Below are 23,045 nucleotides of genomic sequence, written 5' to 3' on the forward strand. Positions count from 1 at the left end.
TCGCCTCACTCGGCACTTTGCGCAAGAATGTCCCCCATCAACGCCCATTACTGGAGAAGCACCATGAATGTAGTCACCACCGACCTGCCCGGTGTTCTGATCATCGAACCCAAGGTTTTTGGTGACGAACGCGGCTTCTTCTATGAGAGCTTCAATGCCAAGGCCTTCGAAGAAGCGACGGGGCTGGACACACAGTTTGTCCAGGACAACCATTCCCGTTCGCAAAAAGGTGTACTGCGCGGCCTGCATTACCAACTGCAAAATACCCAAGGCAAACTGGTCCGCGTGACGGCCGGTGAAGTGCTGGATGTGGCGGTGGATATTCGTCGTAGCTCACCCCATTTCGGCAAATGGGTAGCGGTGCGTCTGTCCGCCGACAACCATCGCCAACTTTGGGTCCCGGAAGGTTTCGCCCACGGATTCGTAGTGCTGAGCGAGTTCGCCGAATTCCTCTACAAAACCACTGACTACTACACCCCCTCCGCCGAGCGCAGCATTCGCTGGGACGACCCGGACCTGGCGATCGATTGGCAACTGGAGGCAGCACCACAACTGTCCGGCAAAGACCAGGCAGCCGCGTTCTTCAAGGACGCTGAAGTCTTTTCCTGAAACCTGTCTGCATCTTCGTTGCAACCACGACTTGACCAAGGCGCGCAGACTGCGCCATCAAGCCTAGGCATAATGCGCCTGTACCCACAGGCGCCCGATGCTCATGACTCCGACCCTACCTCGCAGACCCCGCTGGCGCAGCCTCGCCCTGCTGGCGCTGTGCCTGGCGCCGCTGCTGTGGCCGCTGGAGCATTTGGCCGAGCGCTATTACCGCAGCGAATTGGCCGGGCAGAACCGTCAGACTCTCGACTTGTACGTCGCCAACCTGCTGGGCACGTTGCACCGTTATGAAGTCTTGCCGCAGATCCTCGGCGACCTGCCGGCGCTGCGCGCCGTACTCGGTGCGCCAGACGATAGCGTCACCCAGGGCAACGCCAACCGCTTGTTGAAAAACATCAGCACCCAAACGGGTGCCGAAGTCATGTACCTGATGGACACCCGTGGCAAGACACTGGCGGCGTCCAATTGGGACAAACACGACAGCTTCGTCGGGCGTAATTTTTCCTTCCGGCCTTATTTCAGCGAAGCCATGGCCGGGCGGCTGGGACGGTTTTTCGGCCTGGGCACGACCTCGGCCAAACGCGGCTACTTCTTCGCCGCGGCGGTACGCGAGGGCGAAAAAGTCATCGGCGTGCTGGTGGTCAAAGTCGACCTGGACCACACCGAAAGCCTCTGGGGCAAAACCCCGGAACAACTGCTGCTGACCGACCACAACGGCGTGGTCATTCTCACGTCGCGGCCGGAGTGGCGCTTTCGCTCGACTCGCCCGTTGAGCGATGAAGAAAACCAGGCCATTACCGCGATCCAACCGTATCCGACCCGCGATCCGAAGCCGCTGAATCTCAATCCCAATGCCTGGGTGACGCAGACCCAGCAGATCGCAGAAACCGGCTGGAACGTCAGCATCCTTGCCCCGCGCACCCTCATCGATCGCCCCGTGCGCACGGTGGTCGCCGTCGGCGGCGCAACATTGTTGGTGGTGATGCTGCTGCTCGGGCTGATGATGCAGCGCCGGCGCCATTACCTTGAAAGGATCGCCTTCGAAGCCAAGGCCCGGCGCGAACTCGAAGGCCGGGTCGCCGAGCGCACCAGCGATCTCGAAGGCCTCAACCGCCGATTGAAACAGGAAGTACTGGAGCGCGAGCATGCCCAGCAGGAACTGGTTCGCGCCCAGGATGATCTGGTCCAGGCCGGCAAATTGTCGGCACTCGGCACGATGTCGGCGAGCATCAGCCACGAACTCAATCAACCGCTGGCGGCGATTCGCAGCTATGCGGAAAACGCCGAAGTGCTGCTCGATCATCAACGCACTGACGATGCGCGTGGCAACCTCAAATTGATCAGCGAATTGACCGGGCGCATGGCCTCGATCATCGCTCACCTGCGCGCCTTCGCCCGACGTGATCGGCACGCGCCGGAAAGCGTGGCCCTACAACCGGCGCTGGATGACGCGCTGGCGTTGCTGGCCAAGCGCCGCCGCAGCATGGAAGTCGAATTGATCCGCGACCTGCCTGCCGCCACGCTGTGGGTCGAGGCCGGGGAAACCCGTCTGCGTCAGGTGCTCGGCAACCTGTTGGCCAACGCCCTCGATGCGCTGACCGAAAAAGGGCCGCCGCGTAAACTCTGGTTGAGTGCCCAATCCACCGCGGACGGCGTCACTTTGTACATTCGCGATAACGGTCCCGGCTTTTGCATGGAAGCCCTGGGACGTGCGAGCGAGCCCTTCTACACCACCAAGACCCGCACACAAGGGCTTGGGCTGGGGCTGGCGATTTGCGAAACCCTGATGCGTGCCTTCGGTGGTGAACTGTCGTTCGCCAACCACAAGGAAGGTGGCGCCCTGATTACCCTGAAGCTGCGCGCTGGCGCACCGGGCGTGAGCCTGCAACCGTCCGAGGACCGAAGTGCATGACCATCGACAATCGCATTCAGGTCGTGTTGATCGACGACGATCCCCACCTGCGTCAGGCCTTGAGTCAGACGCTGGACCTGGCCGGCCTGAAAATCCTGCCGCTGGCCGAAGCCAAAGGCCTGGCCGCGCAACTGGAGCGCGACTGGCCGGGCGTGGTAGTCAGCGACATTCGCATGCCGGGCATGGACGGTCTCGAATTGCTGACCGAACTGCATGCCCAGGACCCGGAGCTGCCGGTGCTGCTGATCACCGGCCACGGCGATGTGCCGCTGGCGGTGCAAGCCATGCGCGCCGGGGCTTATGACTTCCTCGAAAAACCGTTCGCCAGCGACGCCCTGCTCGACAGCGTGCGCCGCGCCCTGGCCTTGCGCCGGTTGGTGCTGGATAACCGCAGCCTGCGTCTGGCCCTGAGTGATCGCAATGAACTGAGCACTCGACTGGTCGGGCAATCGGCGCCGATGCTGCGCCTGCGTGAGCAGATTGGCGCACTGGCCGCGACCAAGGCTGACGTGTTGATCCTCGGTGAAACCGGCGCGGGTAAAGAAGTCGTGGCCCGTGCGCTGCACGATTTGTCGAACCGTCGTAACGGTCCGTTCGTGGCGATCAACGCTGGCGCACTGGCCGAGTCGGTGGTGGAAAGCGAGTTGTTCGGCCATGAGCCGGGGGCGTTCACCGGCGCGCAAAAACGTCGCATCGGCAAGTTCGAATTCGCCAACGGCGGCACGCTGTTTCTCGATGAAATCGAAAGCATGAGCCTGGACGTGCAGGTGAAATTGCTGCGCTTGCTGCAAGAGCGCGTCGTCGAGCGTTTGGGCGGCAATCAGTTGATCCCGCTGGACATCCGCATCATCGCCGCGACCAAGGAAGACCTGCGCCAGTCCGCCGATCAAGGACGTTTCCGCGCTGACTTGTATTACCGCCTGAACGTCGCACCGCTACGCATTCCCCCCCTGCGCGAGCGTGGCGAGGATGCGTTGATGTTGTTCCAGCATTTCGCCGACGAAGCCAGCGCCCGCCACGGTTTACCGCCCCATGAATTGCAACCGGGGCAACGCGCCCTGTTGCTGCGCCACACCTGGCCCGGCAATGTACGGGAACTGCAAAACGCCGCCGAACGCTTTGCACTGGGCCTGGAACTGGCGCTGGACAACAACACGCCGGATGGCGCAAGCAGTACACCGGTCGAAGGGGTCAGCGGCGGTTTGAGCGAGCAAGTGGAAAATTTCGAAAAGAGCCTGATCGCCGCCGAACTGGCGCGCTCTCACAGCTCCGTGCGCAGCCTCGCCGAAGCGCTAGGCATCCCGCGCAAAACCTTGCACGACAAGCTGCGCAAACACGGGCTGAACTTCGCGGGTGGCGCCAGCGGTACGAGCGACGATCTCGATTGAGCGACCGTTAAATCATCACTTTCAAACAAGAGGCCTGTGCATGAACCGCGACAGTCGTCACCTGGAATCGATTCTCCATCACGACATCCCCCTGACGCAGGCGATGGGCGTCAAAGTGCTCGACTGGCACGACCAGCAACTGCGCCTGTACTTGCCGCTGGAAGCCAACGTCAACCACAAAAGCACCATGTTCGGCGGCAGCCTGTATTGCGGCGCGGTGTTGGCGGGTTGGGGCTGGCTGCATTTGCGCTTGCGCGAGGAAGGGATTGAAGACGGGCACATCGTGATTCAGGAAGGGCAGATCAACTATCCACTGCCGGTGACCATGGACGCGACGGCAATTTGCCAGGCGCCGAGTGCGGCGGTGTGGAAGAAGTTTCTGGCGATGTATCAGCGCTATGGGCGGGCGCGGTTGACGCTTCATTCAAGGATCGTGAATGTCGACAGCGATGAGGATGCGGTGAGGTTTACCGGGCAGTACGTCCTCCACCGCTGAGTAGAGGCCAGCACAAAACCCTGTAGGAACGAGCCCTTACCCGCGGTCAGGAACGGGCGAGTTCCAGCAGCTTTTCGCGCCACGCAGCCTTCGCCGGCAGCGCCAAAAAGAATGCATTCAACAACGATTCCCGCGCCGGATAGCAAAACGGCGCACCGCTCAAATCCAGCACCTCACCGCCGGCGCCTTCCAGCACGCCTTGCGCCGCGGCCGTGTCCCACTGCGACGTCGGTGCCAGGCGCGGATAACAATCCGCCGCCCCTTCCGCCAACAGGCAAAACTTCAGCGAACTGCCAATGTTGGCCAATTGCAATTCACCCAGGCTGTCGCTCAACCCAGCCAGCAAGCGCTCCTGCTCCGGGCTCGAATGCCGGCGGCTGGCGACCACGGTAAACGCTTCCCCCGCCGCAGGCACTTCGCGAACCTGGATCGGCAATGGCGAGCTGCCCTTGTCGCCACGCCAGGCGCCCAAACCGGCACCACCGACGTAAAAGCGGCCGTTGGTCGGCATCGACACCACGCCAAACACCACCTGTCCCCGCTCGATCAACGCAATGTTGACGGTGAACTCCTCACTGCCGGAAATGAATTCCTTGGTGCCGTCCAACGGGTCGACCAGCCACCAGCGATGCCAACTAGCGCGCACGCTTTGCGGGATGTTGGCGTCCTCTTCGGACAGCACCGGAATGCTGGGGTCCAACGCGGTCAACCCGGCCAGAATCAAGTGGTGAGCTGCCAGATCGGCAGCGGTCACCGGAGAATCGTCAGCCTTGGCCGTCACGGCGGTACCGGTGCGCCAGAACGGCAAAATCGCGTCGCCCGCCTTCAACGCCAGCTCAACCACAGGCGCCATCAACGGATGGGGGAAACTCAAATTCATGGCAAAAACACCCCACGCTGGGTCAGTAAGTCACGGGCCAGATACAGCGCCGCCAAGGCACGACCCTCAGTGAAACGCGGGTTCTGAGCCAGCGCGGACAACTCGCGCAAGTTGATCCTTTCCACGCCCATTGGCTCGGGCTCGTCACCCTCAAGGCTTTCTTCATACAGATCGGTGGCCAGCACCACCTGGATCTTCTGGCTCATGTAACCGGGCGACAGCGACAACTCGGTCAGATGCTCCAGCTGCCGCGCGCCATACCCGGCTTCTTCCTTGAGCTCTCGCTCGGCCGCCGCCAGCACGTCTTCACCCGGCTCGACCAAGCCTTTGGGCAATGACAGCTCGTATTCATCGGTGCCGCCGCAATATTCCTCGACCAATACCGCGTGATCGGCATCGAGCATCGCCACGATCATCACCGCGCCATAACCCGCGCCCTTGCCGACCAAACGCTCGTAGGTGCGCTCCACGCCATTGGAAAAGCGCAGTTTGAGCTCTTCGACACAAAACAAACGGCTGGTGGCGACGATCTCGCGGGCGAGTACGGTGGGTTTCTGGCGCATGAAAAGCTCCTGGGCGTGAACGCGTTACTATACCCGGCCTATCCTGATTGTTGACTTCGGATATCTCTTTTAACGCTGGAGAAGTTTTTTATGTCCCTGCTGCCCTGGCGCGACATCGACACCGTTCTGCTGGACATGGACGGCACGCTGCTGGACCTGCATTACGACAACCATTTCTGGATGGAGCACTTGCCACAGCGTTACGCCGAGTTGCACGGGGTGAGCCGGGCCATGGCCGAGATGGAATTGCAGCCGCTGTTCGAACGCAATGCCGGCCAGTTGCAGTGGTACTGCCTGGATTTCTGGAGCGCCGAATTGAAACTGCCGGTGCGCGAACTGAAACTGGAAACCGCGCACCTGATCGCCTTGCGCCCGGATGCGGATACGTTTCTGGCGGCGATCAAACAAGCAGGCAAGCGGGTGGTGATGATCACCAATGCGCACCGCGATTCGCTGTCATTGAAGCTGGAAAGGATTGAACTGGCGCCGTATTTCGAGCGATTGATCAGCTCGCATGATTACGGGTTTCCCAAGGAGAATCCGCAGTTCTGGGAGGCGTTGCAGGCCGACATCGGCTTCGACCCCACGCGCAGTCTGTTTATCGACGATACGCTGCCGATCCTGCGCAGTGCCCGCCGTTTTGGCGTAGCGCACCTGTTGGCGGTGAGTGAGCCGGACAGTCGAAAAGGGGCCAAGGACACGGCGGAGTTTGCGGCGGTGGGGGATTATCGAGAGCTTATTGCAGGGCTTTAGACCTTATCGACGGCATCGCGGGCAAGCCACGCGCCCACAGAAGATACAAAACCTGTGGGAGCGTGACTTGCCCGCAATGGCCATCACACGGTCTTGAGGATTACTCAGGAATCCGCAATGTTTGCCCCGGATAGATCTTGTTCACATCCTTGAGCATCGGCTTGTTGGCCTCAAAGATTTTCTGATACTTGTTGGCGTCATGGTAAACGCGTAACGAAATCGCACTTAAGGTATCGCCCTTCTCAACCACGACGAATCGCGCGGCCACAGCCACCGGGCCGGTCACTGTGATCTGGTCATCCACGCTGCCCACGCCGGCAATATTGCCCACCGCCAGCAGAATCTTTTCCTTCTCTTCCTGACTGCCGACTTCCCCGGTCACGGTCACTTTGTCGCCATCCACCGTGGCCTGCACATTCGGGTTACCCAAGCCGACCTTGCTGATGTGCTCCTTCAACTGTTCGCTGGCATTGGCGTTGCCGGGGGTCAGCAAATCGAGCAGTTTTTCGCCTGCTTCTTTCACAAAGCTCAATAGACTCATGGTGCACTCTCCTTAGGTTTCAGGTTCCAGACGCAAAAGACTAGACCAAGCTTGTCATCCCCGGTTCCAACCCGACCAATGACGTTGATCCGGCGCAAGCGCTAGAATCCCCCTCCTTCACCGCGCCCTGGAGCGAAGATGGACATCAAGCAGCTCAAATTCCTCATCGCCCTCGACGAAACCCGGCACTTCGGCCAGGCCGCTGCGCGCTGCCACATCACCCAGCCGACCCTGTCCATGCGCTTGCGCAGTCTCGAAGAAGAACTTGATTTGCCGCTGGTCAATCGCGGTCAGCGCTTTGAAGGTTTCACGGCACCAGGTGAACGGGTGCTGGCGTGGGCGCGCACGGTTTTGGCCGCTTACGACGGTTTGCAGGCCGAAGCCGCGGCGTGTCGCGGCAATCTGGTCGGTACGTTGCGGTTGGGTGTGGTGCCGTTGTCGAGTTTCGATCCGCTGCCCTTGATGCAACGCCTGCATGCCGAACACCCGAACCTGCGTTTCGAACTCTCGGCGCTCAGCTCCGAGCAAATCCTCGAACAACTGGCGAACAACCGTCTCGACCTTGGCGTGTCCTATCTGGAACGCCTGGACGGCGAGCGTTTCGATTCGCTGGCCTTCAGCGAAACCCGCATGGGCCTGCTCTACGATCGTCGTTTCTTCAGTTTCGGCGAAGCGCCGCTCACATGGGAATCGCTGATCGAGTTGCCCCTGGGCATGCTCACCAGCGGCATGCACTTTCGTCAGTCCATCGACCACAACTTCCACAGCCGCGGCCTCACACCCCAACCCCTGCTGCAAACCGATGCCGTCCACCAATTGTTACAAGCGGTGCACGGTGGCCTTTGCTGCGCGGTGATGCCGTTGGACGGTGGCCTGGAAAACCTCACCGATCACTTGCGCCTGCAACCCATCGAAAAAGCGCAAACCCTCGCCCGGCTGGGGCTGATCATGCGTCGAAGCGCGCCGCGTTCGGCCTTGGCGGAAGCCTGTTTCGCGATCTATCAGAAATCACCGACGGACTCTTGATCGACGTCATCTATCGGTAGATCAGTAATAGCGATTAGACGCGACCTATTGACGCGCCTAGGCTTAAGCCTGACCCAACCGTCGGTGATGCCATGAACGCCAAGCGCCCTTCCTGCGCGGCGCCAGCCCTAGAAACGCCCGCGCCAGACGCAAGCCAGACCTACAGCTATAGCGACCTCCAATACACCGAATCAGCCAGCACCGCGCTCGCTGAGGAAGTGGCGTTGGCGATCGCCTACAACGGCATCAGTCAGGCGGTGATGCTGGTCACGCCGACTGACCTTGAAGACTTCATCGTCGGATTCAGCCTGGGCAGCGGCATCATCGAAGACGCCACCGACATCTATGACCTGCAACTCAGCGGCTCGGGGTCGGCGCAGTACGCGCAAGTGACCATCGCCAATCGCGCCTTCTGGAACCTCAAGCAGCAGCGTCGACAACTGGCCGGCACCAGCGGTTGCGGGCTGTGTGGTGTGGAAGCGGTCGAGCAGGCATTGCCCGACCTCAAGGTATTGCCGGGCGCGCCACTGCCGCCCGCCGAATGGCTCGACGGCCTGCGCCAGCGCATCGGCGCCTTCCAGCCGCTCGGTCAGCACTGCGGTGCGGTGCACGCGGCGGTGTTCATGAACGGTCAGGGCGAATTGCTACTGGGCCGTGAAGACATCGGCCGCCATAACGCCCTCGACAAGCTGATTGGCGGACTGATCCGCCAGAAAATCCCGACCACTGGCGGCCTGGCGATTGTCACCAGCCGCTGCAGCCTCGAATTGATCCAGAAAGTATTACGCGCCGGCATCCAGACACTGGTCAGCCTGTCGTCGCCCACGGGCCTTGCCGTGCAATGGGCCCGTCGTCACAACCTCAACCTCATCCATCTGCCCCAGAAGAATGCGCCACGGGTCTACAGCCCGGCTTTGGAGAATCAAGCGTGAGTCAACACCGTCAAGCCGACCAGACACCTGTTCCTCGTTACAAGCCTTACAAAGGTCCGGCCGGTGGTTGGGGCGCGCTGGCCAGCGTTGCCCGGGCCTGGTTAACCAGCGACAACGCGCTGAAAAACCTGCGCATGATGCTCAAGACCAACAAGAACGGTGGGTTCGACTGCCCGGGTTGCGCCTGGGGCGATTCCAAGGAAGCCGGCATGGTGGCGTTCTGCGAGAACGGCGCCAAAGCGGTGAACTGGGAAGCGACCAAACGCCGTGTCGATGGTGCGTTTTTCGCCAAGCACAGCGTCAGTTCGTTGCTGGAACAAAGTGATTACTGGCTCGAGTACCAGGGCCGTTTGACCGAGCCGATGTGCTACGACGCCGACACCGATCGCTACAAGCCGATCAGTTGGGAAGCCGCGTTCGCCTTGATCGCCAAGCATTTGCAGGGCCTGTCGAGCCCGAACCAGGCCGAGTTCTACACCTCGGGCCGCGCCAGCAACGAAGCGGCGTACCTCTATCAATTGTTCGTGCGCACTTACGGCACCAACAACTTCCCCGACTGCTCGAACATGTGCCACGAGGCCAGCGGTGTGGCATTGGCGCAGAGCGTTGGCGTCGGCAAAGGCACCGTGACCTTCGACGACTTCGAACATGCCGATGCAATTTTCGTCTGGGGCCAGAACCCCGGCACCAACCACCCGCGTATGCTCGAACCACTGCGCGAAGCGGTGAAACGCGGTGCGCAGGTGGTGTGTATCAACCCGCTCAAAGAGCGCGGCCTGGAGCGCTTCCAGCATCCGCAACACCCGATCGAAATGCTCACCAACGGCGACAAACCAACCAATACCGCGTACTTCCGTCCGGCATTGGGCGGCGATATGGCAATCATGCGCGGCATGGCGAAGTTTCTGCTGCAGTGGGAACGCGATGCGCAGAAGGCCGGTGAGCCTGCAGTGTTCGACCACGACTTCCTCAACGAACACAGCGCCAATGTCCTGGAATACCTGGCCGCCGTCGACGATACGCCGTGGGAGCAGATCGTCGAACAGTCCGGCCTGCCCCTGGTGGAGATCGAGCAAGCGGCGCGTATGTACGTCAAGGCCAAGAACGTGATCATGTGCTGGGCGATGGGCATCACCCAGCACCGCCATTCGGTGGCGACCATCCAGGAAATCGCCAACCTGATGCTGCTGCGCGGCAACATCGGCCGACCGGGCGCCGGTCTGTGCCCGGTGCGTGGCCACAGTAACGTGCAGGGCGACCGGACCATGGGCATCAACGAGCGTCCGCCGGTGGCGTTCCTCGATTCGCTGGAGCGTCGCTTCCGGTTCAAGGTGCCGCGTGACAATGGCCACAACGTCGTCGAAGCGATTCACGCCATGGCCGACGGTCGCTCCAAAGTGTTCATCGGCCTGGGTGGCAACTTCGCCCAGGCCACGCCGGACAGCTCGCGCACTTTCCAGGCGTTGAGCAATTGCGACCTGACCGTGCAAATCAGCACCAAGCTTAACCGCAGCCATTTGGCCCACGGCAAAGAGGCGCTGATCCTGCCGTGCCTGGGCCGTACCGACATCGACATCCAGACCGAAGGCCCGCAAGCGGTGACCGTGGAAGACTCGTTCAGCATGGTCCACGCCTCCAACGGCCAGTTGCAGGCGCTGTCGAACCAGATGCGCTCGGAGCCGTCGATCATTGCCGGCATCGCCGCCGCCACGCTGGGCAGCAAACCGGTGGACTGGAACTGGCTGGTGGCCGATTACGACCGTATCCGCGACCTGATCGCCGACACGATCCCGGGCTTCCGGGACTTCAACGAGAAGATCAAGAATCCGGGCGGTTTCTACCTCGGCAACAGTGCCGGTGCACGCAAGTGGAATACCCCGTCGGGGCGCGCGAATTTCCGTCCCAACGTCTTGCCCAAAGACCTGGTGCACGAACGCACCCGCGCGACGGGCGTGTTGCCGGATCTGATCATGCAGTCGATGCGTTCCCACGATCAGTACAACACCACGATTTATGGTCTTGATGACCGTTACCGTGGCGTAAAGGGTCAGCGCGATGTGTTGTTTGTGAACGAAGCCGACATCATTCGCCTGGGTTTCAAGCCGGGGCAGAAGGCTGACATCGTTTCGATCTGGGATGACGGGCGTGAGCGGCGCGTGAAGGGTTTCACGTTGTTGGCGTTTGATATTCCGGCGGGGCAAGCGGCCGCTTACTACCCGGAAGTGAACCCGCTAGTGCCGCTGGAAAGCATCGGGGATGGCAGCCATACGCCAACGTCGAAGTTTGTGGCGATCCGGTTGGAAATGGCGAGTGAGACTGGATTGATCTTGGCCAAGTCGGCTTAACGTTTCGTCTGTTCTACCGCTATCGCGAGCAGGCTCACTTCTACAGGGGAATTTGTGTTCAACACAGATCCATCGCAGGATGTGAGCCTGCTCGCGGTGGCGATCTCAAACTAAATACATATTCCGGACCAACCACTTTCCAATCGCCCACAAAAAAGGCCGTTTCTATAAAGAAACGGCCTGCCCGAAGTAACTAAAGACCGGCGAAAAACAGTTAAGTTCCGTCTAAAAAACAGTAACTTATAGAAATGTGCTGAAGTCGTGTTACTCGTCGGATTTCGATTGTCACCGCCCCGACACAGCCTCAGGATCGCGCCGTCATCCCCTTGAGGTTCCTCCATGAAGTTCTCCTCGATTCTCTTGTTGTCCCTTGGCTTGTTCAGTGGCCTTGCTTCTGCTGGCGGCACCACCGAAGCAGGTGTGGGCGGCGCATTGGGCGGGGTTCTTGGCTCGGTCGTCGGTCAATCGCTGGGCGGTAATACTGGTTCCACCATCGGCGCGGCGCTGGGCGGCGCGGGTGGTAGCGCCGTCGGCGCAAACAAACACAGCCGTGGCGAAGCCGCCATCGGTGGTGCGCTGGGCGCAGCAGGCGGTAACGTGGTCGGCCGCAGCATGGGCGGCACCACCGGCAGCCTGATCGGCTCCGCAGCAGGTGGCGGCGCCGGTGGCGCGCTGGGTAACTACATGGGCAACAAATACGATGATGAGGGCGACAACGATAGTCGCTCCTATCGTGGTCATGGTGATCGTGGCTACTACCGTGACGGCCACCCAGGCCGCGGTCATGCCTATGGCCACCGTAAGCATCACCATCGCTATCGCGACTGAGGCTTCCATCGCCTCGTTGGCCGGTACATAAAAATCGCAGCCCTAGGGCTGCGATTTTTTTTGCCTGGTTTACACCACCAGGCGCTCCAGCGCCTCACGCAATCCTGACGGAATCGATACAGGCTGAGTCGAAGCACGATCGACAAACACGTGCACGAAGCGCCCGGCCGCGCAGGCTTCGTCTTCCCCTTGCTTGAACACCGCCAATTCGTATTGCACTGAACTGTTGCCGAGCTTGCCGACCCGCAGGCCGATCTCGATCCGGTCCGGAAAGGCGATGGATGCAAAGTAATCGCACGCTGAACTCACGACAAAACCCACCACCTCGCCGTTATGGATATCCAGACCACCGACGTCGATCAGGTAGGTGTTCACCGCCGTGTCGAAGAAGCTGTAGTAGGTGACGTTGTTGACGTGACCGTAAGCGTCGTTGTCGTGCCAGCGCGTGGTGATCGGCTGGAAGTGCGGATAGTCGGTGCGTTGGTTCATGCGCAGCTCTCGTCTGGAAGTGGCTGAAGTCTACCGATCCGCAAAGCCTTTACCCACCGCTGCCAGCTCACCGATCAAGCGTGCCGGCTTCCAGTGGTCGCCCTGCCGGGTTTCCAGGGCCATCAAGCGCTGGTGGATGTCTGCCAGGCCTTGCTGATCCGCCCAGGCCATTGGCCCGCCCTTCGCCGCCGGGAAGCCGTAGCCGTTGAGGTACACCAGATCGATATCGTGCGCTGACTGCGCAATGCCTTCCTGAAGGATCTTCGCCCCTTCGTTGACCAGTGCCAGCAAGCAACGCTCCAAAATCTCCTCAGCGCTGATCTCACGACGCTGGAAGCCCAATCCTTCGCTGACCTGCAGCACCAGCGCATCGACTTCCACATCGTGCTCGGCCTGACGGCTGCCGGGCTCGTAGTGGTAATAACCGTTGCCACTCTTCTGACCGAAACGCCCGAGTTCGCACAGCCGGTTGTCCACTTGAACCTCCGGTGCATCCTGGCCTGTACCCGCCAGTTCCCGAGCGCGCCACCCGAGGTCGACGCCCACCACGTCGTACATGCGAAACGGCCCCATCGCGAAACCAAACCCTTGCAGCGCCGCATCCACTTGATACGGATAAGCGCCCTCCAGCAGCATTTTGCGTGCTTCGAGCACATAGGTATTGAGCATGCGGTTGCCGATGAAACCGTCGCAGTTGCCCGCCACCACGCTGACCTTGCCCATGCGCTTGCCTAGCGCCAATGCCGCATCAAGCACCGCCGGTGCAGTCTGGGCGCCACGGACGACTTCCAGCAGCTTCATGATGTGGGCCGGGCTGAAGAAGTGCAGGCCCAGCACTTGCTGCGGACGGCGAGTGGCGGCGGCAATGGCGTCGATATCCAGCGCCGATGTATTACTCGCCAGAATCGCTTCGGGTTTGAGCAGACCGTCCAGCTCGCGGAAAATTTTCTGTTTCAGCTCTAGGTTTTCGTACACCGCCTCGATCACCAGATCGACCCCGCGGATCGCTGCGTAATCCGCCGCTGCGGTCACACGCGCAGTGCGAGCATCGGCCTCGGCCTGATCGATACGCCCTTGTCGCACATTGTGAGCGTTGGTTTCGGCCACGGTGGCCAGCGCCTGTTCAAGCATCTGCGGATTGTTATCCACCCACTGCACCGGCACCCCGGCGTTGGCCAGGCACATGGCAATGCCACGGCCCATGGTGCCCGCTCCGATGACGGCGGCGCGCTGAATATTGAATGGCGTCTGGCTCATGATGTGCTCTCTTGTTGGCGACCCAAAGACAGCCCCCACCATAGTCAGCCATCGCGGTTTTTTGAAATTTATTCCTGTGATGAGCAACATTCAGCGGATGGATCTACGCCGGCAAATGCACCTCGACCCAACTGCGCACCTCGGCATACGGATAATCTTCCAGCGCCGCAAACCCGGAAATCGCCCGAGCCTTCATCTTGGTAAACAGCGGCACGCTGATCCCGCACAGGAAACGCGTCACCCGTTCCGCCGAAGGAACGTTGCCGGTGTGTTGTTCGTGCCTGTGGATAAAATCACCGCACAGCACTTCGAAATTTTTATCCACAAGCGCCGGCAATTCCGGCGGCGCAGGCAACCGCGCCACATCACCGTGACACACCGAGCAATGCCCGCATTGCCGAGGCGCGTTTTCGTCGCCGAAATACTCGGCCAGGCGATAACCCAGGCAGTGATCTGTGGCGAACAGATTCAGCATGGCGTGAATCCGGGCGATCTCGGTACGTTCATGCTGGGTGAAATAAGCATGCAGTTCGGCACTGAGGGCCTGACTGTCGAAGCTCGTTTGCAGCAGGCTGTAGACCTCGGTCATCTGCTTGCTTTCAAGCTCGACCCAACCCTTCTCCTGGAAATAATCCAGTGCCTTGACCACCCGATCGCGCTCCGCCTGATGCTGCTCGTACAGCGCATCGAAGTTCACCGTGGCCCAGGTTCGCGCGCGACTGGAGGTCTGGATAATCGCGGCGACGAAGTCCTTGCGCTCACCTTCGAAGCGCGCGAGCAAGGCTTCCGGTTCTTGCAAATACTTGAACCGGTATTCGGCGTAGTAGGCGTAGCGCGGGGCAATCAAACCGCGCAGTTCCAGTTGGACCAGCAAGGTCTTGAGCGGCAATTGGCGAATGTTGCTTTGATCGGCTAACGGCCCCAATAAAAACTCCCACTGCCCCTCAGGCGCGGCGGCGAGCATTTCATCGAGCACACAGTGGATCCCGTCCAGCTCGGGCGTGTCACCGTAGACGAAGTTTTCCAGCACGTTGAGGCTGTCGCGGTTAGCCAGCACCAGGCAATCGGAGGGCTGCCCGTCGCGCCCGGCGCGGCCGATCTCCTGACTGTAGTTTTCGATGGATTTGGGCAGGTCGAAATGCACCACGTTGCGGATGTCGCTTTTATCGATCCCCATGCCAAACGCAATGGTGGCAACGATGCAATTGGACTGCCCGGCCATGAAGCGCTTTTGTATGCCTTCCCGCTGATCGTGAGGCAAACCGGCGTGATAGGCCTCAGCCTGAATGCCGTTGCGCCCCAAGTGTTCGGCGATGTGCTCAGCGGTTTTTTGCAAGGTGACATAGACGATGCTCGGCTGATGGGGGCGTTCGCTCATCCATTCAACCAGGCGTCGGCGTTTGTCCTGACCGCGTACGGGCTCGACTAACAAATTGAGGTTTGGCCGGTAGAAACCCGTGGTCACGACATCGTCCGGGGCAATGGCGAATTTGGCCTGCATGTCGGCGATTACCTTGGGCGTCGCAGTCGCGGTCAGCAGCAGTGCCTGCGGGATATTGAACTGACGCTGGTAGTCGGGCAGCTTGAGGTAGTCGGGGCGGAAGTTGTGGCCCCACTCCGAAATGCAGTGCGCCTCGTCCACCACCAGCAGCGAGATGGGGACTTGCTGCAGGAAGTTGCGGAAGCGCTCGTTCTTCAGGCGCTCCACGGAAATCATCAAGATCTTCAACTCGCCGGACTTGGCCCGAGCCATCACATCGCTGGCGTCATCGCGACTCTGCGCCGAATCGATACTGCCCGCCGCAATACCGTGGCGTTGCAGGAACGCCAGTTGATCCTGCATCAACGCCAGCAACGGAGACACCACCAGCGTGAGGTGCGGCAGCAACAAGGCTGGCAGCTGATAGCAAAGAGATTTGCCCGAGCCGGTGGGAAAAATCGCCGCTGCCGAGCGCCCGGCCAACACCGCGCTGACTGCCGCCTCCTGACCGGGACGAAACTGTGGATAACCGAAAACCTGTTCCAGGGTGTTGTGCATAAGCTGTCACTCCGTTGACCGCTGCGAAGCCCAAAGCCTAGCCGGCAAACGCAGCGAGTCGAGAAAAGGTCGGGACCAAAACGGTACGGGATGATACAGCGTCACCCTATGGGGCTTGGCCACAGAATGAAACAAACGAAACACTTTGTTCCTCGCCGTGCCGTTCGCTCTGACGGTAAGGTCTTTCTCGCAAAACAACTGTCCGCGCACTTCACATCACGGCAGGACGCCTGATGGGCGCGGCACTTGAACAAGGAATGACCATGCTCCAAAAATCGACTTTTGCCATTGCGCTGATCCTGACTTCCCTGCTGCTGAGTGCCTGCGATGGACCACCTGTGGAGCCACCGTTGCTCGCTACGTGCGACACCCTGGAATGTTCGGCCCAACAGGCCTGGCGAACTTCCTGACCACTGCCGGTCAAGTGCCCCGGCTTTTGCTCGCCCACGCAGCATGAGCCGGGCTGATTCCCCTTAAGCGTTGCACAGTCGTTTTCGAAAAGTCCTACAGATTCTGACGAAGTCCCTACCGAGGCTCGAAGCGCTTCGCCTGACAAACCCGTAGGAAATTCGCGTCCAAGGGTATTGCTGAAAAAAACCTCGGCCCGCACGTAGGCAAAAGGCGACACCCACAGTAAATCCCCTACAAACCCTGTCCATTTGCGCGGTATTGCGAGGCCTGGATGCACGCCCCTATAGTTTGCCGCGCCGCTGAAAACAGGACGGACCTCATGCAAGACCGCTATCGCCCACTCAAAACCAGTTACAGCGAAACGCCCGTGTTGGTCATCGACACTGACGCAGATCCCCACGAAATACTCGACGCTGCCCGCCAACGCATCCGCGCCGCCAGCGGCCTGCTCGAAACCCTTTATTGCCTGTGCTTTAAACAGGCTGATACAGGCGACATCCCCAACATCGTCAATGCGTTGTACCTGCTGACCCAAGACGGCAACGAACTGCTGGAAATTGCCCGGCAACGCCTGCCGAAAATTACCGCGGGTTAATGCCCGGATAAAAATCCCTGTGAGAGCCGGGCTTGCCCGCGAGGAACGATAACGCGGTGCACCTGAATGCCACCAAACGATAGATATTTCGGCTGGGGATAAGTCCGTAGGCAATGCCCTATCAAAGCTTCATCCCGGTCCTACAGCTTCAGATCCCTTGTCGTCTATCGCTGCCCGGTGGCTCACATCTATAGTCTGACCGTCGCTGGCAAATCAGCGGCTCGGGCTTGGTCACCCGACAAAGAGAGCTCACATTACATATAGGTGTTCTTCAGTGACAACGTTAAATCCTCTTTTTGATCGCTACCGCCCGCTGCAATCCAACCTCACCGATTCCCCGGCCCTTATCATCGACACAGAGGCCAACCCCCAGGACATCTTCGAAGCTGCCATGCAGCGCATCCGAGCCTCCAGCGACCTCCTGAAAACCCTGCACTGCATCTGCTTCAAACACGGCGACGTCGAAGACATCCCCCACATTACCCACGCGCTTTACCTGCTGACGCAGGACGGCCTCGACCTGATGCAAGTTGCCCAACAACGCATGATGGGCTGGAAAGCGCCTGCCTGACGCTGTGTAAATAGATCGTTCTCACGCTCGATGTGGGAACGATCATTGAAAACTGGAAATAACCTTGAGCCAATTTTTTGATGAACTGATAGAAAGCGTGCAACAGATGAACAAAATCATGCGAGCGGAGCGCCAGCCTTCCCGCGAATTTCATGTCGATGCGTTCCACGTTAAAGAGATCCCCAATCGATCCGCCCTCTGCGACAGAACAACAGATCCATGCTTCCCCCAAAACCAGACGCCCAATAAGACCCGCGCAAGCCCGACCGGACACCCTCACCATGAACCTCGCCCCTAACTTCCCTGATGACCACACCATGCACCTGCTCATGCAGCTGCTGCACGAAGAGCTCGGTCTGCCCGAACGCAAATCTATCAGCCTCACCACCTCGATCAATTTCGACCTAGGCTGTGACGGTGCCGATGCGCAGCATTTGATGGAAACGCTTGAAGAACAGTTCGCCATCGATTTCATCGACTACGACGCCTATCGCTACTTTCAACCCGAAGGGTTTGACGTATTCCTCAAGCGCCGCGCAAAGGGTCGCGGCGATAAAGTCCCCCTGACCATCGACATGCTTTACCAAGCAATCAAATCGCAACGATGGGAGACAAAAGAAATAGAAGGCATTCAACCGAACTCATAAGTGCCATTATTCTGCCTGTTTATGGCATTTATAGATGGAATAATCGCAGTTTTAATAATTACTCTCCCGTTCATACCTCGTCCAAGTAAGCCGCTGAATAGGACAAAACTGGATCTTGCGCCTCATCATCCAGCCCAGCAAAGAATTGAATAAGTGCTATTATTCTGGCAGTTAAGGCCAAATAATGTAGGAATAATGGTACATGGCAAAGAAGACAGCGCCCCTATTGCCGGCTGCGTCCAAGCTGCTTGCCGAGTTTGGCGAACGACTGAAACTCGCTCGGCTGCGTCGCAGGCTGACAGCCAAGCAAGTCGCCGAGAGAGCAGGCATGTCGCTAACGACGTTGCGCTCTCTTGAGTCCGGCGGATCAGGCGTGACGATGGGCGCTTATTTGTCAGTGATGCAGGTGCTGGGGCTGGAAAAAGACTTGAGCAAGGTCGCCGCAGCGGATGAGTTGGGGCGCCAACTGCAAGACGCGCAATTAGGCCCCGTAAAACGCCAACGAGCACGCAGCTTGCCCCTCGCGAAGGCGTCGCCGCCTATTCGTGAAACAGAGACGGAAGCCTTGGAAACACCGATATCCAAATCAGATCTTGCCGTTGACTTCCCTTTGAACACCCACTCTTTATCCAGATTGCTGACGAAGAAAAAATCTAAACCTACGACGGATTAAAAATGACACTGATCGCGGTGTATGCCGACTGGGAATCCTTGAACGGACCCCGACGCCTGGGATTTCTACATGCCAGAAAGGCTCGCACCAGCAATGTGTTCGAGTTTGAGTACGATGCCGCCGCCTTAGCCGATCCCGAGTTGAACTTCACGTCGCTGGATCCCCGCATCGGCCTCTTTCAAGGGCGACAGTTTCCGGGTCAACATCAGTCACGGTTCGGCGTTTTTGCCGACTCAAGCCCGGATCGATGGGGTCAATTGTTGATGAAGCGGCGACTGGAGCGAGATATCCGTGACGGGGCGGCTCCGGTAGGCACCAAGCTATACGAATCGGATTTCCTCCTGGGCGTTCATGACCTCTATCGAGTCGGGGCAATTCGATACAAGCTCAACGACGAAGGCAATTTTCTGGATGATTCTGATGGCTTGGCGGCCCCACCTTTTGTGGAATTGCGCGCATTGGAGGAGGCAAGTCGTGCGTTGGAGAACGATCCAGATAACACCTCTCCCGATGGGCGCGAGTGGTTAAGGATGCTGATAGCACCCGGTGGTTCACTGGGGGGCGCCAGACCCAAGGCCAGCGTTGCCGACGAGCATGGTCATTTATGGATTGCGAAGTTCCCCAGCACTCGTGATGACTACGATGTCGGAGGCTGGGAAATGGTGGTGAATGCCTTGGCGAATCATTGCGGGTTGCGTGTCGTAACCGGCAGAGCTCGTCGCTTCGCAAGCGATCATCACTGTTTCATGGTCAAGCGCTTCGACCGTACCGAAACGGGTGGCCGACTACATTTCGCCTCAGCCATGACCATGACAGACCGTGTGGACGGTGACGATGCATCGGTAGGCGCCAGCTACCTTGAGTTGGCAGAAGTGCTCATGGAACACGGTTCAGAACCCAACACAGATTTGCGCGAGCTGTGGTCACGTATCGTGTTCAACATCCTGGTCTCCAATACGGACGACCACATGCGCAACCATGGCTTTCTCCTTGACCCCGGGCGGGGCTGGCGTTTGTCTGATGCCTATGACATGAACCCTGTCGCACACTCCGATGGATTGAAGCTCAACATCACAGACGCCGACAACGCACTGGACCTTGAACTCGCTCGAGAAGTGGCCGAATACTTTCGAGTCAACCGTGCGGATGCGGAAGAAATCATTGAGAGTTTCCAAGAGGCCGTCAGCCAATGGCCAACACTGGCCAGCGCATTGGGACTGTCGAGGCGCGAACAAGACAACATGGCGCCAGCGTTTCGCCTCTCAGGCAATCGCTGAGGAGAGGCGTGCACATCCAGTCGCCCTGGTCTTCGAGCAATTCGGCTATCGCTACTTCCAGCCCGAAGGCTACGATGTGTCCCTCAAACGCAAAGCCAAGGGACGTGGCGTCAAACTGCCGCTGACCATCGCAATGCTCTATCAGGCCATCAAGGCCCAACGCTGGGACACTCAGACGCTAGAAGACCTCTAACGTCCGCAGCGCACACCTATAAGGACATAGCGTGGACGTATTGATGGGTTTACTGGCTGCCTTGCTGTGGGGCGGTACGGATTTTCTGGTGGGTTTGAACGCCCGTGCGGTCGGCGTTAAACGCGCGGTGTACTTCGGTCAGGCGTTGGGTTTCAGCATCATGAGCGTGCTGTTGATTGCCTTTCCTGCCTTTATTCTCAAATCGTTGTCGGCATCGCTCGACGTCTGGTTGTTCGGCATTGTCGCCGCTGTGCTCACCGTGTCCGGCGCCTTGGCGTTGTCCAAGGCATTCGCCCTCGGCAAAGCATCTATCGTCGCGCCGCTGGTGACCTCCTACGGCGTAGTCACTACGCTGCTGTCCTGGGCCGCGGGTGAACAGATCAATCTGATCCAGTCATTGTGCATCGCGCTCTGCGTGATCGGGGTCATCCTTTCCAGCATCCACGCCGATTCAAAGCTTCCACACAACCCTCAGGCCAGCAGCTCGATTGCCTATGCACTTCTGGCGGCGGTTTTTTATGGCACCAGTTTTTGGCTGCAAGGCCACTTCGTTCTTCCGGTGCTTGGACCGGTGACGATGCTTTGGCTTGCCTATCTGGTGGGGCTGGTCGTGCTGGTATTGATGGTGTTGAAGATCAAGGACGGCTTGAAAATTCCGCCGTTGAAAAACTGCATGACCTTGACCGGTGCCAGCCTGATGAACCTCGGCGGATTCTTCTCTTTCGCCTGGGGCGCAGTGGCGGGGTCGGTTTCGGTGGTGACGGTGATCAGCACACTGTCCGGTGGAATTGCCGCCATTCTGGGCTATGTGTTCTTCAAGGAAAGACTGGCGAAGGTGCAGGTGCTGGGTGTCGTGTTGGTCCTGGTTGGCGCGTTCGTGCTGCATCTGAAAACCTGAAACAGCGCCCACAAAAAAGCCGCCCCAGAGGGCGGCTTTCTTATTATCAAACCAACACTTACAACTTAGGCCCGGCAGCCTTGATCGCGTCGCTCACTTCAAACTTCTTGAAGTTCTCGACAAACAATCCAGCCAGTGCTTTAGCGGCTTCATCGTAAGCAGCCTTGTCAGCCCAGGTGTTACGTGGGTTCAACAGGCCAGTCTCAACGCCCGGTACAACCAACGGCACGTCGAGGTTGATGGTGTCGAGGTGTTCGGTTTCAGCACCGATCAACGCGCCGCTCTGGATCGCTGCAATCACGCCACGGGTGGTCGGGATGTTGAAGCGCTTGCCAACGCCGTAGCCGCCACCGGTCCAGCCAGTGTTGACCAGGTAAACCTTGGAGCCGAAGCCGCGGATGCGCTTGATCAGCAGCTCAGCGTATTCGCCAGCCGGACGCGGGAAGAACGGTGCGCCGAAGCAGGTGGAGAAGGTCGACTTGATGCCGCTGCCGGAACCCATTTCGGTCGAGCCCACCAGTGCGGTGTAGCCGGACAGGAAGTGGTAGGCCGCTTGTTCTTCGCTGAGGATCGACACTGGCGGCAGCACGCCGGTCAGGTCGCAGGTCAGGAAGATCACAGCGTTTGGCTCGCCACCGAGGTTCTTCTCGGAACGCTTGGCAACGTGCTCCAGCGGATAGGCTGCGCGGCTGTTCTGGGTCAGGCTGACGTCAGCGTAGTCGGCGTGCTTGGCGTCATCGATAACGACGTTTTCCAGGACTGCGCCGTGCTTGATGGCTTTCCAGATGACCGGCTCGTTCTTCTCGGACAAGTCGATGCACTTGGCATAGCAACCGCCTTCGATGTTGAACACCACGCCCTCGCCCCAGCCGTGCTCGTCGTCACCGATCAGGTAACGGCTTTCGTCGGCCGACAGGGTGGTTTTACCGGTCCCGGACAGACCGAAGAACAGGGTCACGTCGCCTGCTTCGCCGATGTTGGCAGCGCAGTGCATTGGCAGCACGTCGGAAGCCGGCAGCAGGAAGTTCTGCACGGAGAACATGGCTTTCTTCATTTCACCGGCGTAACGCATGCCGGCGATCAGCACTTTCTTCTGTGCGAAGTTGATGATCACGCAACCATCGGAGTTGGTGCCGTCACGCTCAGGCACGCATTCGAAGTTGGCGACGTTGAGCACCTGCCACTCATCACGGCCAGCCGGGTTGTACTGGGCCGGGTTGATGAACAGGCAACGACCGAACAGGTTCTGCCAGGCAGTCTGGGTGGTCATTTTCACGGCCAGGTAGTGATCGGCCGATGCGCCTACATGCACGTGGGAAACGAAATGCTCTTGCGCGTTGTTGAACGCCTCGACGCGGTCCCACAGGGCATCGAACTTGTCGGCCGGGAACTTGCGGTTGATCGGGCCCCAGGCGATAGCGGCCTGAGTGGTCGGCTCGTCAACGATGAAACGGTCGACTGGCGAACGGCCGGTACGGTGACCGGTGCGAACAACCAGCGCGCCGGTATCGGCAAGCTCGCCTTCACCGCGATTCAGGGCTTCTTTAACCAGATCATCAACACTCAGATCGGTGTACACGGCGTTATTGGCTTGCGTCATGAGGTTCCCCATCGGCCAGTGGCCGAGTGCTCCAAACGTTTTGTAGTAGAAAGTCGTGCACTACTACCGCGAGAAAAAGTGGGCCGGATTATGCCAGAAAAGCCCAAAAAGAGTAGGGCCCTC

Annotated in this window: 23 protein-coding genes; 16 read left to right on the forward strand and 7 right to left on the reverse strand. The window is 59.3% G+C overall.

What is annotated here, in order from left to right:
• Positions 1–63 precede the first annotated feature (63 nt).
• The 4 genes from rfbC to D882_RS0104965 all read left to right on the forward strand — a co-directional run bounded on the left by rfbC (position 64) and on the right by D882_RS0104965 (position 4,405).
• Positions 64–609 (forward strand): dTDP-4-dehydrorhamnose 3,5-epimerase, encoded by a 546-nt coding sequence (gene rfbC / locus D882_RS0104950; RefSeq protein WP_027922211.1) that lies wholly within the window; start codon positions 64–66, stop codon positions 607–609.
• A 103-nt stretch (positions 610–712) separates the two neighbouring features.
• Positions 713–2,521, forward strand: coding sequence for an ATP-binding protein (locus tag D882_RS0104955; protein ID WP_027922212.1), 1,809 nt, complete (start codon positions 713–715; stop codon positions 2,519–2,521).
• Positions 2,518–3,909 carry a sigma-54 dependent transcriptional regulator gene (locus tag D882_RS0104960; protein WP_027922213.1) on the forward strand — a complete coding sequence of 464 codons (1,392 nt, stop codon included), beginning with the start codon at positions 2,518–2,520 and terminating at the stop codon, positions 3,907–3,909. The genes D882_RS0104955 and D882_RS0104960 overlap by 4 nt, the downstream gene beginning before the upstream one ends.
• 40 nt (positions 3,910–3,949) lie before the next feature.
• A complete protein-coding gene (locus D882_RS0104965) occupies positions 3,950–4,405 on the forward strand; it encodes a thioesterase domain-containing protein (RefSeq protein ID WP_027922214.1) in 456 nt (151 codons plus the stop codon).
• Between the two features lie 46 nt (positions 4,406–4,451).
• Here D882_RS0104965 and cysQ read toward each other — a convergent pair whose 3' ends face one another.
• Both cysQ and nudE read right to left on the reverse strand, forming a co-directional pair.
• A complete protein-coding gene (gene cysQ, locus D882_RS0104970; protein WP_032833437.1) occupies positions 4,452–5,285 on the reverse strand; it encodes a 3'(2'),5'-bisphosphate nucleotidase CysQ in 834 nt (277 codons plus the stop codon).
• On the reverse strand, positions 5,282–5,848 hold the full coding sequence (gene nudE, locus D882_RS0104975; RefSeq protein ID WP_027922216.1) for an ADP compounds hydrolase NudE: 567 nt from the start codon (positions 5,846–5,848) through the stop codon (positions 5,282–5,284). Before nudE ends, cysQ begins: the two co-directional genes overlap by 4 nt.
• A 90-nt stretch (positions 5,849–5,938) precedes the next feature.
• On the opposite strand from nudE, the gene yrfG reads away from it, so the two are divergent.
• Positions 5,939–6,601, forward strand: coding sequence for a GMP/IMP nucleotidase (gene yrfG / locus D882_RS0104980; protein WP_027922217.1), 663 nt, complete (start codon positions 5,939–5,941; stop codon positions 6,599–6,601).
• 100 nt (positions 6,602–6,701) lie between these two features.
• On the opposite strand, the gene lysM is transcribed toward yrfG, so the two are convergent.
• Positions 6,702–7,142 carry a peptidoglycan-binding protein LysM gene (lysM, locus tag D882_RS0104985; protein WP_027922218.1) on the reverse strand — a complete coding sequence of 147 codons (441 nt, stop codon included), beginning with the start codon at positions 7,140–7,142 and terminating at the stop codon, positions 6,702–6,704.
• A 138-nt stretch (positions 7,143–7,280) separates the two neighbouring features.
• Between lysM and D882_RS0104990 the strand changes: the two genes are divergently transcribed.
• The 4 genes from D882_RS0104990 (at position 7,281) to D882_RS0105005 (ending at position 12,273) form a co-directional block, all read left to right on the forward strand.
• On the forward strand, positions 7,281–8,168 hold the full coding sequence (locus D882_RS0104990; RefSeq protein ID WP_027922219.1) for a LysR family transcriptional regulator: 888 nt from the start codon (positions 7,281–7,283) through the stop codon (positions 8,166–8,168).
• Between the two features lie 92 nt (positions 8,169–8,260).
• A complete protein-coding gene (gene fdhD, locus D882_RS0104995; protein ID WP_027922220.1) occupies positions 8,261–9,100 on the forward strand; it encodes a formate dehydrogenase accessory sulfurtransferase FdhD in 840 nt (279 codons plus the stop codon).
• A complete protein-coding gene (locus D882_RS0105000; RefSeq protein ID WP_027922221.1) occupies positions 9,097–11,445 on the forward strand; it encodes an FdhF/YdeP family oxidoreductase in 2,349 nt (782 codons plus the stop codon). Before fdhD ends, D882_RS0105000 begins: the two co-directional genes overlap by 4 nt.
• Positions 11,446–11,784: 339 nt before the next feature.
• Positions 11,785–12,273, forward strand: coding sequence for a glycine zipper domain-containing protein (locus tag D882_RS0105005; RefSeq protein WP_027922222.1), 489 nt, complete (start codon positions 11,785–11,787; stop codon positions 12,271–12,273).
• A 69-nt stretch (positions 12,274–12,342) separates the two neighbouring features.
• Here the strand turns inward: D882_RS0105005 and D882_RS0105010 are convergent, their stop codons facing one another.
• The 3 genes from D882_RS0105010 to D882_RS0105020 all read right to left on the reverse strand — a co-directional run bounded on the left by D882_RS0105010 (position 12,343) and on the right by D882_RS0105020 (position 16,057).
• Positions 12,343–12,762: a thioesterase family protein gene (locus tag D882_RS0105010; RefSeq protein WP_027922223.1), complete on the reverse strand. Its 420-nt coding sequence runs from the start codon at positions 12,760–12,762 to the stop codon at positions 12,343–12,345.
• A gap of 30 nt (positions 12,763–12,792) precedes the next feature.
• Complete coding sequence (locus D882_RS0105015) at positions 12,793–14,019, reverse strand: 3-hydroxyacyl-CoA dehydrogenase (RefSeq protein ID WP_027922224.1); 1,227 nt, start codon at positions 14,017–14,019, stop codon at positions 12,793–12,795.
• A gap of 103 nt (positions 14,020–14,122) precedes the next feature.
• Complete coding sequence (locus D882_RS0105020) at positions 14,123–16,057, reverse strand: ATP-dependent DNA helicase RecQ (RefSeq protein ID WP_027922225.1); 1,935 nt, start codon at positions 16,055–16,057, stop codon at positions 14,123–14,125.
• 263 nt (positions 16,058–16,320) lie between these two features.
• On the opposite strand from D882_RS0105020, the gene D882_RS1000000132840 reads away from it, so the two are divergent.
• The 7 genes from D882_RS1000000132840 (at position 16,321) to D882_RS0105060 (ending at position 21,322) form a co-directional block, all read left to right on the forward strand.
• Positions 16,321–16,467, forward strand: a complete 147-nt coding sequence (locus D882_RS1000000132840) for a hypothetical protein (RefSeq protein WP_177327592.1) — start codon at positions 16,321–16,323, stop codon at positions 16,465–16,467.
• Between the two features lie 320 nt (positions 16,468–16,787).
• Positions 16,788–17,063 (forward strand): hypothetical protein, encoded by a 276-nt coding sequence (locus D882_RS0105030; RefSeq protein ID WP_027922226.1) that lies wholly within the window; start codon positions 16,788–16,790, stop codon positions 17,061–17,063.
• 274 nt (positions 17,064–17,337) lie between these two features.
• Entirely contained in the window at positions 17,338–17,634 is a 297-nt protein-coding gene (locus D882_RS0105035) for a hypothetical protein (RefSeq protein ID WP_027922227.1), read from the forward strand.
• Positions 17,635–17,915: 281 nt separating this feature from the next.
• Positions 17,916–18,281 (forward strand): DUF1493 family protein, encoded by a 366-nt coding sequence (locus tag D882_RS0105040; RefSeq protein ID WP_027922228.1) that lies wholly within the window; start codon positions 17,916–17,918, stop codon positions 18,279–18,281.
• A gap of 202 nt (positions 18,282–18,483) precedes the next feature.
• Entirely contained in the window at positions 18,484–18,954 is a 471-nt protein-coding gene (locus D882_RS0105045; protein ID WP_027922229.1) for a helix-turn-helix domain-containing protein, read from the forward strand.
• Positions 18,955–18,956: 2 nt separating this feature from the next.
• A complete protein-coding gene (locus D882_RS0105050; RefSeq protein ID WP_027922230.1) occupies positions 18,957–20,231 on the forward strand; it encodes a type II toxin-antitoxin system HipA family toxin in 1,275 nt (424 codons plus the stop codon).
• 236 nt (positions 20,232–20,467) lie between these two features.
• Entirely contained in the window at positions 20,468–21,322 is an 855-nt protein-coding gene (locus tag D882_RS0105060; RefSeq protein ID WP_027922231.1) for an EamA family transporter, read from the forward strand.
• Between the two features lie 58 nt (positions 21,323–21,380).
• Here the strand turns inward: D882_RS0105060 and D882_RS0105065 are convergent, their stop codons facing one another.
• Complete coding sequence (locus tag D882_RS0105065) at positions 21,381–22,922, reverse strand: phosphoenolpyruvate carboxykinase (protein WP_027922232.1); 1,542 nt, start codon at positions 22,920–22,922, stop codon at positions 21,381–21,383.
• Between the last annotated feature and the right edge of the window lie 123 nt (positions 22,923–23,045).

The sequence above is a fragment of the Pseudomonas sp. URMO17WK12:I12 genome, from assembly GCF_000514395.1.
In the GTDB taxonomy this organism is placed as follows: domain Bacteria; phylum Pseudomonadota; class Gammaproteobacteria; order Pseudomonadales; family Pseudomonadaceae; genus Aquipseudomonas; species Aquipseudomonas mucoides.